Consider the following 11,965-nt stretch of genomic DNA (forward strand, 5'->3'; position numbering starts at 1 on the left):
ATGTGGACCGTGCTGCCCTCACCGATCGGTGACCTAAGGGTCATCGAGCGCGACAACAAGATCAGTGCCATCGAGTTCTCGCCCTTCAAGCAACCCGCGGACGGTCGCCCGCTCGGTGCCGAGAGCCCGGACCACCCGGTCCTCGCCGAGGCGGTGCGCCAGCTCCGCTCCTACTTCGACGGGGAGCTGACCGAGTTCGACCTGCCTCTCGCTCCCCGCGGCACCGACTTCCAGCAACGCGTGTGGGTGCAGTTGGCGACCATCGGATACGGCCACACCGCGTCGTACGGCGAGATCGCCGGTCGCCTCGGGATGACGAACGCGGCCAGCCGGGCCGTCGGACTGGCCAACGGCCGCAACCCGATCCCGATCGTGATCCCGTGCCACCGGGTCATCGGAGCAAACGGCACGTTGACCGGCTATGCCGGCGGGATCGAGAGGAAGCAGATGCTGCTCGAGCTCGAGCAGGACGCGCTCTTCTAGGTGGCGCGATCACCGTGATGACGACGGCCGAAGCGCGCTGCCGACGCCGACACCTGCGGCGGCGGGGCCGAAGACCAGACCCACGGTGAAGAACATGATGAAGGCATAGGTCTCGATCCGATCGGCGACAGACATGCTGGCGTCGGCTTCGGCGACGGCCAGGGCGACGAACCAGCCGATGCCCATCACCACCGCGACGATCGACCAGACGGTGACGGTCGAGGAGTTGCCCCTTGCCCGCCCGTCCTGGAGCGCCCAGCCGAAGCTCATGAGGGCGAGTCCGGCGAAGGCGATCAGCCCGGCTCCGATGTTGGCACCGCCGCCATCGTCGGGGAACAAGAACGGCAGGGCTGCGTAGTAGCCGGCGAGGGCGGCGCCCAACACGGCGATGCGGACCATGGCGGCGTTGACGGTGTGCATGGCCCCAGTCCAACCCGCGCTCACGCCCGGTACCAGTGTGGGGATACTCAGGCTGCGGAGCGCGTGCGTCAGACCTTGTTGGCCCTGACGTTGTCATCCGGCTTGGCGTTCGGACCGGCCTCGCCCTCGTCCGGGTGACCGGATTCGCCCTCAGGAGCACCGGCCGTTGCGTCGGACGGGGAGATCGCGTCGGGCGTGCCACTCATGCCGGACACCTCCGAGACCTGTCCCTCGACGGCTGCGTCGTCCTTGTCACTGCTCATGATCACTCCTCGGGTGGGCGGTTCCTCGAACGTACCCATCTGACGGTCGGTTGATGCAGAGGTCAGTCGGCGGCCGCGCGCCGCAGTGACTCCGAGAGCCGTTCGGCGGCCGCCAGGACGGCAGGGGCGTGCATCCGGCCGGGCTGGCGCGACAGGCGCTCGAGCGGACCCGAGACGGAGACCGCGGCGATGATCTTGCCGCCGGGGGAGCGGACCGGAGCCGAGACCGAGGCGACGCCCTGCTCGCGCTCGCCGATGGACTGCGCCCAGCCGCGTCGCCGGATCCCGGACAACGCGGTCGCGGAGTAGGCAGCGTTCTGGAGTCCTCGGTGCATCCGCTCAGGGTCCTCCCACGCGAGCAGGACCTGCGCCGCCGATCCGGCTCGCATGGTGAGCTGTGATCCCACCGGGATGGTGTCGCGCAGCCCGGAGGGACGCTCCGCGGCAGCCACGCAGACGCGGTGCTCGCCTTGGCGACGCCACAGCTGAGCGGACTCCCCGGTGATGTCGCGCAGGCGCGCCAGGACGGGGCCCGCCGCCGCGAGCAGGCGGTCCTCACCCGCAGCAGCGGACAGCTCAGCCAGCCGGGGTCCGAGGATGAAGCGACCCTGCATGTCGCGGGCCACGAGGCGATGGTGCTCGAGGGCGACGGCGAGGCGGTGCGCGGTCGGTCGGGCGAGGCCGGTGCCGGCGACCAGCCCGGCGAGAGTGGCCGGTCCGGCCTCGAGTGCCGAGAGCACGAGAGCCGCTTTGTCGAGCACGCCGACGCCGCTAGAGTTGTCCATATGGCAATACTGCCGTCTCAGATCATGGGATGCAAGCAGTAGTGTCGGAGACCACGGAGCAGCGCCGACCGCGACGTCGCGGCGTACGGCTCAACCTCGCACAAAGGAGCACGAAATGGGCAAGACCCTGGCCGAGAAGGTGTGGGACGAACACGTCGTCCGTAGTGCCCCCGGGGAGCCCGACCTTCTCTACATCGATCTCCACCTCATCCACGAGGTGACCTCGCCCCAGGCCTTCGACGGACTCCGTCTCGCGGGCCGTCAGGTTCGTCGCCCGGACCTGACCCTGGCCACCGAGGACCACAACGTCCCCACGCTCGACTGGGACAAGCCCATCGCCGACCCGGTCTCGAAGACCCAGGTCGACACCCTGCGCCGCAACGCCGCCGAGTTCGGCGTACGCCTCCACCCGCTCGGCGACATCGAGCAGGGCATCGTGCACGTGGTCGGACCTCAGCTCGGGCTGACCCAACCGGGGATGACGATCGTCTGCGGTGACAGCCACACCTCGACCCACGGCGCCTTCGGCGCGATCGCCTTCGGCATCGGCACCTCGGAGGTCGAGCACGTGCTCGCCACCCAGACGCTGACCCAGGCCAAGCCGAAGACGATGGCCGTCACGATCAACGGGTCGTTGCCCGAAGGCGTCACCGCCAAGGACATGGTCCTCACGCTGATCACCCACACCGGCACCGGCGGCGGCCAGGGCTACATCGTGGAGTATCGGGGCCAGGCCATCGAGGAGCTCTCGATGGAGGGTCGGATGACCGTCTGCAACATGTCGATCGAGTGGGGTGCGAAGGCCGGCCTGATCGCGCCCGACCAGACCACCTTCGACTACATCGAGGGCAAGCCGGAGGCGCCAAGCGGGGAAGACTGGGACGCTGCCGTCGCGCACTGGCAGACCCTCGTCACCGACGACGACGCCGAGTTCGACGCCGAGATCGTGCTGGACGCCTCCACGATGACGCCCTTTGTCACCTGGGGCACCAACCCCGGCCAAGGCGTGCCGCTGGGAGGAGTCGTGCCGACACCGGCTGACTTCGAGGAGGAAGCCGACCGCGTCGCCGCCGAGAACGCCCTGACCTACATGGGCCTCGAGGCCGGCACCCCCATGCGCGATGTCCATGTCGACACCGTCTTTGTCGGGTCGTGCACCAACGGGCGCATCGAGGACCTGCGACTGGCCGCGAAGATCATCGAGGGCCACCAGGTCGCCGAGGGCACTCGCCTGCTCGTCGTGCCAGGGTCGGTGCGGGTGCGCCTCCAGGCGATGGAGGAGGGGCTGGACAAGGTCTTCATCGAAGCCGGGGCCGAGTGGCGTGGCGCCGGTTGCTCGATGTGCCTGGGCATGAACCCCGACCAGCTGGCCGTGGGTGAGCGCAGCGCCTCGACGTCCAACCGCAACTTCGAAGGACGTCAGGGCAAGGGTGGTCGTACCCACCTGGTCTCGATCCCCGTAGCGGCCGCCACTGCTGTGCGCGGCACGCTCTCGTCACCTGCTGACCTCGTCAGCGTGGAGGTCTGAGTCATGGAGAAGTTCACCGCACACACAGGTGTCGCGATGCCGCTCAAGCGCAGCAACGTCGACACCGACCAGATCATCCCCGCGGTCTACCTCAAGCGCGTCACCCGTAGCGGCTTCGAGGACGGTCTGTTCGCCGCCTGGCGTAGCGACCCGGACTTCGTGCTCAACAAGCCGGAGTACGCCGGGGCCTCGGTCCTGGTGGCCGGGCCCGACTTCGGGACCGGCTCGTCGCGCGAGCACGCCGTGTGGGCGTTGCAGAACTACGGCTTCAAGGCCGTCATCTCCTCGCGCTTCGCCGACATCTTCAGAGGCAACTCCGGCAAGGCCGGGCTGGTCGCTGCGCAGGTCGACGAGAAGGTCGTCCAGCGCCTCTGGGACCACCTCGACGAGTTCCCCGGCGCCACGGTCACCGTCGACCTGGAAAGTCGCACTGTCAGGGCTGGCGAGGGCCCCGACGCCATCGAGGACTCCTTCGACATCGACGACTACACGCGCTACCGGTTGCTCGAGGGCCTCGACGACATCGGCATCACGATGGGTCACGGCGACGACATCGCGGCCTACGAGAGCACCCGCCCGAGCTGGAAGCCGGTCACCCAGCGGCTGTGAGCGCGTCCCCGCGTGGACGACCCTTCTGAGGAAAAACCGGGCGAAACGCGCCGCGGTGATTGTGACCCATGCCACAAGTGCCTAGCGTGCCGAGCAGATGCCGGGCACCAGCACGGCGACATTGGTTCATTGGAAGGGAAGCTAGTGAACAAGACACAGCTCATCGACGCGCTCGCCGCGCGTTACGAGGGGAACCGCAAGCAGGCCGCGCACGCGTTGGAATCAGTGCTCGACACCATCACGCGGGAGGTGGCTCGAGGCGAGAAGGTCGCCATCACTGGGTTCGGTTCCTTCGAGAAGACCGTCCGCAACGCTCGGATGGTGCGCAACCCGCAGACCGGGCAGCAGATGAAGTCCAAGAAGAAGGCGGTGCCCAAGTTCACGGCCGGGCAGGAGCTCAAGAACGTCATCTCCGGAGCCAAGAAGCTGCCGAAGCTGACGGCGGCCAACATGCCGAAGCCCCCGACGGCACGATCCGTGGCCTCTGCAGTCACGGCTCCGGCCCGTGCAGCCGGGGCAGCGGCCAAGAAGGTCACCTCCAAGGCGCCAGCCAAGAAGACCAGCACGGCTGCGAAGAAGTCGCCGGCGAAGAAGGCGAGCGCAGCAAGCGCGACCACCGCGAAGAAGGCAACCACCACCAAGAAGGCCAGTCCGGCCAAGAAGGCCAGCACGGCTGCGAAGAAGACGCCGGCCAAGAAGACGAGCACGGCCAGCGCCGCGAAGAAGTCCAGCACCGCCAAGAAGAGCAGCCCCGCGAAGAAGGCGACGGCCAAGAAGTCCTGATCGCCCAGCGCTGATGGCGGGTCACCGTGGGGTGACCCGCCATCGACGTCAACTGCCGGTCCTGGCCCACACCTGAGCCGTGTGCGGTCCGACCCCGAGCCGCAGGGCCTCCGCGAGGTCGGCCGGGTCGTCGACGTCGAGGCGCAGCGTCGGGGCCGGCACCGCGATCTCGTCGGCGCCGCGCAGGAGGTGCAGATCGGCGGAGTTGCCACCGAAGGACGGGTCGAACTCGCCGTGCGGAGCGGCATACATCGTCGTTCCGGAGCCGTCGGCATCACGGACGAAGGACGGTCCCTGTGCGTGGGCCAGCGCCGCCGCGAGGTCATCGCTCACCAAGCAGGGCAGGTCGGCGCACAGCGCGACAGGAATGGCGCTCGGCCATCGGCGTACGCACTCGGCAGCAGCCTGGCGCAGGGTCGCGTTGAGGTCGTTGCTCACGCCGTCGGGGATCACCTCGCAGCCGTCGTTGCTGAGGACGGCGGCGAAGCGATGGTCGTCGGTGACGACCAGCACCGCCTCGACGCATGGCGTGCGGTGGGCTGCGGCCACCGTGTCGCGGGCGAATGCGGCGGCGAGGTCGCGCCGGTCGGTGGGGATGAACGTGTCGAGGCGCGACTTGCCCCGGGCAGGCGGTTTGACCGGGACGATCACGACGAAGGAAACGTCGGCGGGCTTCAGTGGCATTGGGCCGATCCTCGCATCGTTACGAGTAGCCTGCTCACCGACGATCAGGAGGGTCCCCGGCGTGTCGGTCCGAAAAGTGCAGAGCGAGCGTGGCTGGGCGGTGAACTTCGTCGTCGCGACGGTGAAGCCGACAGCGTCTCTGATCACGAAGCGCACCTGGATCGACGGGGAGAAGATCCCGGCAAGCGGCGGCTGCATCCTGGTCGTCAACCACATCTCGCACGTCGACCCGCTGTTGACCGCGCTGTTCGTCTGGGACCACGGGCGGATCCCGCGCTACCTGGCCAAGTCCTCGCTGTTCCGCGCCCCGATCGTGGGCAAGGTGCTCAGCTCGGCCCAGCAGATCCCGGTCGAGCGACTGTCCAAGAACGCGATCGGCGCCTACGACGCTGCGGTCAGGGCGGTCAACGAGGGCGAGTGCGTCGTGGTCTATCCCGAGGGGACGCTGACGCGCGATCCAGCGCTCTGGCCGATGACGGGCAAGTCGGGCGCCGCACGCATCGCCCTGGGGACGGGAGTGCCCGTCATTCCGGTCGCGCACTGGGGTGCCCAGGACATGCTCTACCCCTACGCCTCCAAGCCCGACCTGTTCCCGCGCAAGCGCATCACGATGAAGGCCGGCGACCCGGTGCCGCTCGATGACCTCCGCGCGCTTCCGCAGACCCCCCAGCTCGTCCGCGACACCACCGAGCGGCTGATGAGCTCCCTCACCGACCTCGTCGCCGAGCTGCGTGGAGAGACACCCCCCGCCACCCGGTTCGACCCTCGCACAGCGGGCGTGAAGCAGGCCGGGAACCCGAAGAGGAAAGAGCGCCGATGACGAAGATCGCCGTGTTCAGCGCCGGCTCGTGGGGGACGGCGTTCTCCGTCGTCCTGGGTGATGCAGGCAATGACGTCACCCTGTGGGCCCGACGCGAGGAGGTCGTGGACGCGATCAACGGGGACCGGGAGAACACCGAGTACCTCCCCGGTGTCGAGCTGCCGCCGAGCGTCAGCGCAACGACCGACGCCGAGCAGGCAGCGGCCGACGCCGACGTCGTGGTCCTGACGGTGCCCTCGCAGAGCCTGCGCGAGAACCTCACCACATGGGCCCCGATGATCCCGGAGAAGGCCGTGCTGGTGTCCCTCATGAAGGGCGTCGAGCTCGGGTCGCTCAAGCGGATGAGCGAGGTGATCGCCGAGGTCACCGGCGCAGGAGCGGAGCGCATCGCGGTCGTGAGCGGTCCCAACCTGGCCAAGGAGATCGCCCGCCGCGAGCCCGCCGCTTCAGTGGTCGCCTGCCCGGACGAGGACGTCGCCAAGCGTCTCCAAGCCATGTTCCACACGGCCGCCTTCCGGCCCTACACCTCCACCGACGTGCTCGGTTGCGAGATCGGCGGGGCCTACAAGAACGTCGTCGGTCTTGCGGTCGGGATGGCCGTCGGCCTGGGCTTCGGCGACAACACGACAGCGTCCCTGATCACCCGCGGACTGGCCGAGACCGCTCGGCTCGCGATGGCCCAGGGCGCCAACCCGTTGACGCTCATGGGGCTCGCCGGTCTCGGTGACCTGGTGGCCACCTGCTCCTCGCCGCTCTCGCGCAACCGGACATTCGGGGAGAACCTCGGCAAGGGGATGACCACCGCCGAGATCTACGCCTCGACGTCGCAGGTCGCCGAGGGTGCCAAGTCCTGCAAGTCGCTGATGGCGCTGGCGGCGCAGACCGGGGTGGACGCCCCGATCGCCGAGCACGTCGACGCCGTCGTTGACGGTCGCATGACGGCCCTGGAGATGATGAACAGCTTCATCGCCCGCGACACCAAGGCTGAGACCGACTAGTTCCGACGGAGGAACGACGTCAGAGCTACTGAGGTCGAACAGTCGAGCAAGAGACGCGGCCGAGGAACGAGGGCGAGCGAGCGCGTCGAGACCACTGAGACCGACTAGCCCCCTCGAGAGCGTCAGCCCACGCAGCCGTCGAGGGCCGAGCTCAGGTCTCGCCAGAGGTCGTCCACGTCCTCGATGCCGACACTGAGGCGCACCAGCCCCTCGGGGATCGTCGGCGCCTCACCCTTCCAGCGCCGGCGGCGCTCGAGGGTCGACTCCACGCCTCCGAGTGAGGTGGTGTGCACCCAGAGCTTCGTCTTGTGCGTCAGCAGGTCTGCTGCCAAGGCGCCCTGGGCGAGCACGATCGAGATGATCGCGCCGAACCCGGGATAGCGGACCTCTGCCAGTGCGGGGTGGTCGGCAAGGCGACCGACGAGCTCCTGGGCGTTGGCCTGGGCGCGTTCCACGCGCACGTGCAGGGTGCGCATGCCCCGCAGCACCAGCCATGCCTCGAAGGACCCGGGGATGGCGCCCTGCAGGTCGCGGCGGTTCTTGAGCACCCCGAAGAGCTCGTCGTCACGTGTGCAGACCGCGCCGAGCACCACGTCGCTGTGCCCGGCGAGGTACTTCGTCGCGGAGTGCACCACGAGGTCGACGCCGTCGGCGAGCGGGGTCTGGAGCAGGGGAGTGGCGAACGTGTTGTCGACGACGACGTAGGCGCCGGCAACGTGTGCAGCAGCGGTGATCGTCGCGATGTCGGCGATCTCGAGCGCGGGGTTGGTCGGCGACTCCAGCCACACCAGTGCGGCGTCCTCGCACGCCCTCACCACCGCGTCGGTGTCGGTGATGTCGACGAGGTCGGCCCTGACCCGGCCGCGGGCCTCGAGGTCGGCCAGCTGCATGATCGTGCCGCTGTAGGAGTGCCGGGGAGCGACCACCTTGGCGCCGTGGGCCACGAGATCGAGCACGGTCGTGACGGCCGCCATACCGGACGCGAAGCTCAGGCACCGCCCTCCCTCGAGCGCGCCGAGCGTCTCCTCGAGGGCCGTCCACGTCGGGTTCGCGTAGCGGCCGTACTCCAGGTCGCCGCCTGCGACGTACGTCGAGGCCATCGTGATCGGCACGTTGAGGGGCGAGTCCGGATCGTGTGCCGGCCGCCCCGCGGTGACTGCGATCGTCGAGCGGGAAAGGGGAGTGTCACCAGACATGCCAGCCAGCCTAGGCGGATAGGGTCGGGGCAATGAACGAGCCCCGGAAGCCTCGCGTCGCTGTCGTCTTCGGTGGTCGGTCCAGCGAGCACGGCATCTCGTGCGTCACGGCTGGAAGCGTGCTGGCCGCGATCGATCGCGATAAGTACGACGTGGTCCCCGTCGGGATCGCCACCGACGGCCGCTGGGTGCTCGAGGCCGACGACGCCTCCCGGCTCGCCATCTCCGGCTCCACCCTGCCCGAGGTCGACGCGTCGAATGCAATGGTGGCCCTGCTCGGCGCTGCCGGCTCGGCGGACCTCGTCGTCACCGAGGCTGCCGAGGTGCCCCGGACGCTGGGCACGGTCGACGTGGTGTTCCCGCTGCTGCACGGGCCGTGGGGCGAGGACGGCACGTTGCAGGGGATGCTCGAGATGGCCGGCGTCCGCTACGTCGGCTCAGGAGTCCTGGCCTCCGCCGTGGGCATGGACAAGGCCTACATGAAGATCGTGCTCGAAGCCGCCGGGCTCCCGGTGACCCGCGGCATCACGGTGACCCGACGGGAGTGGGACACCGACCGCGTGTCCACCCTGACCCGCATCGAGGAGCTCGACCACCCGTCCTTCGCCAAGCCGGCGCGGGGTGGGTCCAGCATCGGCATCAGCAAGATCCATCACCAGGGTGAGATCGCCGAGGCGATCGAGCTGGCGCTGGAGTACGACTCCAAGGTGCTCGTCGAGGTGGCCGCGGTCGGCGCACGCGAGGTCGAGTGCGGGGTGCTCGCCACTGTCGACGGCGACCCGGAGACCTCACGCCCCGCGGAGGTGCGCATCGGGGGCGGCCACGAGTTCTACGACTTCGAGGCGAAGTATCTCGCCGACCAGGACACCGAGGTCGACCTGCCGGCCGATCTGCCCCCGGAGGTCGAGCAGGAGCTGCGGCGGCTGGCCGTGCGTGCGTTCGAGGCGCTGTCGTGCGAGGGCCTGGCGCGGGTGGACTTCTTCGTGCTGCCCGACCACACGGTGGTGATCAACGAGCTCAACACGATGCCCGGCTTCACCCCGACCTCGATGTTCCCGCAGATGTGGGCCGAGTCGGGCGTGAGCTATCCCGAGCTCGTCGACCGGTTGATCACCCTCGCCCTCGAACGTGACACCGGGCTGCGCTGAAGGCCCGCCGACATTCCCAGGACAGCGGTAGTTCACTGCCACCTGGTGACAGTGAACTACCGCCATCATCGGCGGGCAGCCTGAGCCTGCTGAACTAGAGGCAGGGCTCGCCAGCGGTCAGGGTCTTCGTGATCACCGGCGAGATCTCGGACAGGGCGACGTCGTTGCCCCGCAGGGCAGCCGGGATGAGCACGCTCACGCGGGGACTGTGCGTCAGGGCGGTGACGAGGATGTCGGAGTTCGGGTCGTTGAGCTCGGTGGGCGGCAGGAACCAGCCGACGCCGTCGATCTCGGTGCAGGAGGCGAACTCGTCGTACGCCGCAGGCATCTCGGCACCGCAGGTGAGCTCGATGCCGCCCCACGCGGCGGTGCGGTCGGTGTCGTCGCTGAGGTCTTCACCGTCGACGCGGTCAGGCAGTGCGGCTGTCAGCTCGGCGCACGCCTCCGCGTCGGCCCGCGACATCGACGGCAGCTCGGGAGACGAGCAACCGGCAGCGCCCAGCAGGAGAAGGACAACGACGCCCCGTGTCCACAGGGACACGGGGCGTCGGTGGGTCCGGCTCAGATGTGGACGACGGGGCACGTCAGCGTGCGCGTGATGCCGTCGAGGTTCTGCACCTTCGAGACGACCAGCTTGCCGAGCTCGTCGACGTTGCGCGCCTCGGCGCGGACGATCACGTCGTAGGGACCGGTGACGTCCTCAGCGAGGGTGACGCCCTTGACCTTGGCAATGGCAATGGCAACCTCAGCGGCCTTGCCGACGTCGGTCTGGATCAGGATGTAGGCCTGGACGACCATCTGTGACTCCTCGGTTGCGGGAAGATCGTGGAAAACGCTGTGCGGTCGTCAACCTACCGCGAGAGCCGCCACTTCTCGATAGGCGCCTGTCCCCGGCCTCTGTCCTCGGTGCGCCGATCTGGTCTGATGGGCCGCATGGCATTCCCGAAGGACGCGACCTTGGCCGATGCCGGCGAGTTCGGCCTGATCGAGGCCTTCATCTCGCTGTTCGACCAGGGCGAGCACGTCCTGATCGGGCCGGGCGACGACGCAGCCGTGCTGCGGATCCGCAACGGTCACGTCGTGGTCTCCACCGATCTCATGGTCGAGGGCAGGCACTTCCGGCGCGACTGGTCCAGCGCCGAGGATGTCGGCCACCGTGCCGCGGCGCAGAACCTCTCCGACATCAATGCCATGGGTGGCACGGCCCACTCGCTGACCATCGGCCTGGCAGCGCCAGCCGACCTGCCGGCGCAATGGGCGCTCGACTTCGCGCGTGGGTTCGCCGCGGAGTGCACGGGAGTGGGCGCCAGTGTGGTCGGGGGCGACCTGACCCGCGCCGACGAGGTCGTGATCGCGGTGACCGTGATCGGCGCCTGCACCGAGTCGCCGGTCGTGCGCTCGGGTGCCGCCGCCGGCGAGGTGCTGGCCCTGGCCGGTCGGCAGGGCTGGGCGGGCGGCGGGCTGGCCGTCCTGGCTCGTGGTTTCCGGTCCCCACGCGTGCTGGTGGAGGCCTACCGCCGACCGGAGCCGCCGTACGCGCAGGGCCGGCTCGCCGCGGAGGCGGGCGTCACGGCCATGATCGACATCTCTGACGGGCTGCTCGCCGAAGCCCGGCACCTGGCCGAGGCGAGTGGGGTCGCGATCGACGTACGCACCAGTGCCTTCGAGCTCGCCGAGCCGCTCGTCGCGGTCGGCGCTGCACTCGGCGTGGACCCGCTCGAGTTCGTGTTGGGCGGCGGCGACGACCACGGGCTGCTCGCGACATTCCCCAGCGCGGCCCAGGTGCCCCCCGGCTGGCGCGTCATCGGCTCGGTGACTGCAGGTTCGGGGGTCACCGTGAACGGGGCGGAGTACGAAGGCCCGACCGGGTGGACGCACTTCTGAGCCGGGACCGGCTCGATTTCACCCATCCCTGCGGGTCGGATACTCTTGTGCGGTTGCTCGCTGGCCGGATCCGGTCCTGGCGAGCCGATACGTTCTCGAATCACCCACGATCTTCAGGAGTACACGGTGGCTGCCGTCTGTGACATCTGCGCCAAGAGGCCCGGCTTCGGCAACAACCGACCCTGGTCGCGCAAGATTACGAAGCGTCGCTTCAACCCGAACATCCAGCGCGTGCGGGCCACGATCAACGGCACCCCCAAGCGCGTCAACATCTGCACCGGTTGCCTCAAGGCCGGCAAGGTCAGTCGCTGACCTGACGTCTTCCCGACAGACCCCGAGAGCACTGCTCTCGGGGTCTGTTGCG

General features: G+C 68.9%; 16 protein-coding genes. 9 read left to right on the top strand and 7 right to left on the bottom strand.

The genetic code is table 11. The features are described from left to right. Positions 1 to 483, top strand: coding sequence for a methylated-DNA--[protein]-cysteine S-methyltransferase (locus tag VNJ48_RS04825; protein ID WP_325599649.1), 483 nt, complete (start codon positions 1 to 3; stop codon positions 481 to 483). 9 nt (positions 484 to 492) lie between these two features. Here VNJ48_RS04825 and VNJ48_RS04830 read toward each other — a convergent pair whose 3' ends face one another. The 3 genes from VNJ48_RS04830 to VNJ48_RS04840 form a co-directional block, all read right to left on the bottom strand. Then, positions 493 to 903: a hypothetical protein gene (locus VNJ48_RS04830; protein WP_325599651.1), complete on the bottom strand. Its 411-nt coding sequence runs from the start codon at positions 901 to 903 to the stop codon at positions 493 to 495. A 68-nt stretch (positions 904 to 971) separates the two neighbouring features. Further along, on the bottom strand, positions 972 to 1,166 hold the full coding sequence (locus VNJ48_RS04835; protein ID WP_325599652.1) for a hypothetical protein: 195 nt from the start codon (positions 1,164 to 1,166) through the stop codon (positions 972 to 974). Between the two features lie 62 nt (positions 1,167 to 1,228). Further along, a complete protein-coding gene (locus VNJ48_RS04840; RefSeq protein WP_297738325.1) occupies positions 1,229 to 1,951 on the bottom strand; it encodes an IclR family transcriptional regulator in 723 nt (240 codons plus the stop codon). Between the two features lie 115 nt (positions 1,952 to 2,066). Between VNJ48_RS04840 and leuC the strand changes: the two genes are divergently transcribed. The 3 genes from leuC to VNJ48_RS04855 all read left to right on the top strand — a co-directional run bounded on the left by leuC (position 2,067) and on the right by VNJ48_RS04855 (position 4,871). Beyond that, positions 2,067 to 3,479 carry a 3-isopropylmalate dehydratase large subunit gene (gene leuC, locus VNJ48_RS04845; RefSeq protein ID WP_325599656.1) on the top strand — a complete coding sequence of 471 codons (1,413 nt, stop codon included), beginning with the start codon at positions 2,067 to 2,069 and terminating at the stop codon, positions 3,477 to 3,479. A gap of 3 nt (positions 3,480 to 3,482) precedes the next feature. Then, a complete protein-coding gene (leuD, locus tag VNJ48_RS04850) occupies positions 3,483 to 4,088 on the top strand; it encodes a 3-isopropylmalate dehydratase small subunit (protein WP_325599658.1) in 606 nt (201 codons plus the stop codon). A gap of 144 nt (positions 4,089 to 4,232) precedes the next feature. Beyond that, positions 4,233 to 4,871 carry an HU family DNA-binding protein gene (locus VNJ48_RS04855; protein ID WP_325599660.1) on the top strand — a complete coding sequence of 213 codons (639 nt, stop codon included), beginning with the start codon at positions 4,233 to 4,235 and terminating at the stop codon, positions 4,869 to 4,871. Positions 4,872 to 4,919: 48 nt separating this feature from the next. Here the strand turns inward: VNJ48_RS04855 and cofC are convergent, their stop codons facing one another. After that, positions 4,920 to 5,555 (bottom strand): 2-phospho-L-lactate guanylyltransferase, encoded by a 636-nt coding sequence (gene cofC, locus VNJ48_RS04860; protein ID WP_325599662.1) that lies wholly within the window; start codon positions 5,553 to 5,555, stop codon positions 4,920 to 4,922. Between the two features lie 61 nt (positions 5,556 to 5,616). Here cofC and VNJ48_RS04865 point away from each other — a divergent pair, with 61 nt between their 5' ends. After that, positions 5,617 to 6,375: a lysophospholipid acyltransferase family protein gene (locus tag VNJ48_RS04865; protein ID WP_325599664.1), complete on the top strand. Its 759-nt coding sequence runs from the start codon at positions 5,617 to 5,619 to the stop codon at positions 6,373 to 6,375. Then, positions 6,372 to 7,373 carry an NAD(P)H-dependent glycerol-3-phosphate dehydrogenase gene (locus VNJ48_RS04870; RefSeq protein ID WP_325599666.1) on the top strand — a complete coding sequence of 334 codons (1,002 nt, stop codon included), beginning with the start codon at positions 6,372 to 6,374 and terminating at the stop codon, positions 7,371 to 7,373. The genes VNJ48_RS04865 and VNJ48_RS04870 overlap by 4 nt, the downstream gene beginning before the upstream one ends. Positions 7,374 to 7,495: 122 nt before the next feature. Here the strand turns inward: VNJ48_RS04870 and VNJ48_RS04875 are convergent, their stop codons facing one another. Further along, positions 7,496 to 8,569 (bottom strand): trans-sulfuration enzyme family protein, encoded by a 1,074-nt coding sequence (locus VNJ48_RS04875; RefSeq protein ID WP_325599668.1) that lies wholly within the window; start codon positions 8,567 to 8,569, stop codon positions 7,496 to 7,498. 32 nt (positions 8,570 to 8,601) lie between these two features. On the opposite strand from VNJ48_RS04875, the gene VNJ48_RS04880 reads away from it, so the two are divergent. Then, positions 8,602 to 9,717 carry a D-alanine--D-alanine ligase family protein gene (locus tag VNJ48_RS04880; RefSeq protein ID WP_325599670.1) on the top strand — a complete coding sequence of 372 codons (1,116 nt, stop codon included), beginning with the start codon at positions 8,602 to 8,604 and terminating at the stop codon, positions 9,715 to 9,717. Between the two features lie 94 nt (positions 9,718 to 9,811). Here the strand turns inward: VNJ48_RS04880 and VNJ48_RS04885 are convergent, their stop codons facing one another. Together VNJ48_RS04885 and VNJ48_RS04890 are read right to left on the bottom strand one after the other, a co-directional pair. Next, positions 9,812 to 10,258: a DUF3515 domain-containing protein gene (locus tag VNJ48_RS04885; RefSeq protein ID WP_325599672.1), complete on the bottom strand. Its 447-nt coding sequence runs from the start codon at positions 10,256 to 10,258 to the stop codon at positions 9,812 to 9,814. A 20-nt stretch (positions 10,259 to 10,278) separates the two neighbouring features. Next, a complete protein-coding gene (locus tag VNJ48_RS04890; protein WP_325599674.1) occupies positions 10,279 to 10,515 on the bottom strand; it encodes an Lrp/AsnC ligand binding domain-containing protein in 237 nt (78 codons plus the stop codon). 135 nt (positions 10,516 to 10,650) lie between these two features. Here VNJ48_RS04890 and VNJ48_RS04895 point away from each other — a divergent pair, with 135 nt between their 5' ends. Together VNJ48_RS04895 and rpmB are read left to right on the top strand one after the other, a co-directional pair. Then, positions 10,651 to 11,601 (top strand): thiamine-phosphate kinase, encoded by a 951-nt coding sequence (locus VNJ48_RS04895; RefSeq protein ID WP_325599676.1) that lies wholly within the window; start codon positions 10,651 to 10,653, stop codon positions 11,599 to 11,601. 126 nt (positions 11,602 to 11,727) lie between these two features. Further along, entirely contained in the window at positions 11,728 to 11,913 is a 186-nt protein-coding gene (gene rpmB, locus VNJ48_RS04900; protein WP_325599678.1) for a 50S ribosomal protein L28, read from the top strand. Positions 11,914 to 11,965: the final 52 nt, after the last annotated feature.

Origin of the sequence: Nocardioides sp. (assembly GCF_035576065.1) — a bacterium.
Lineage (GTDB): Bacteria > Actinomycetota > Actinomycetes > Propionibacteriales > Nocardioidaceae > Nocardioides.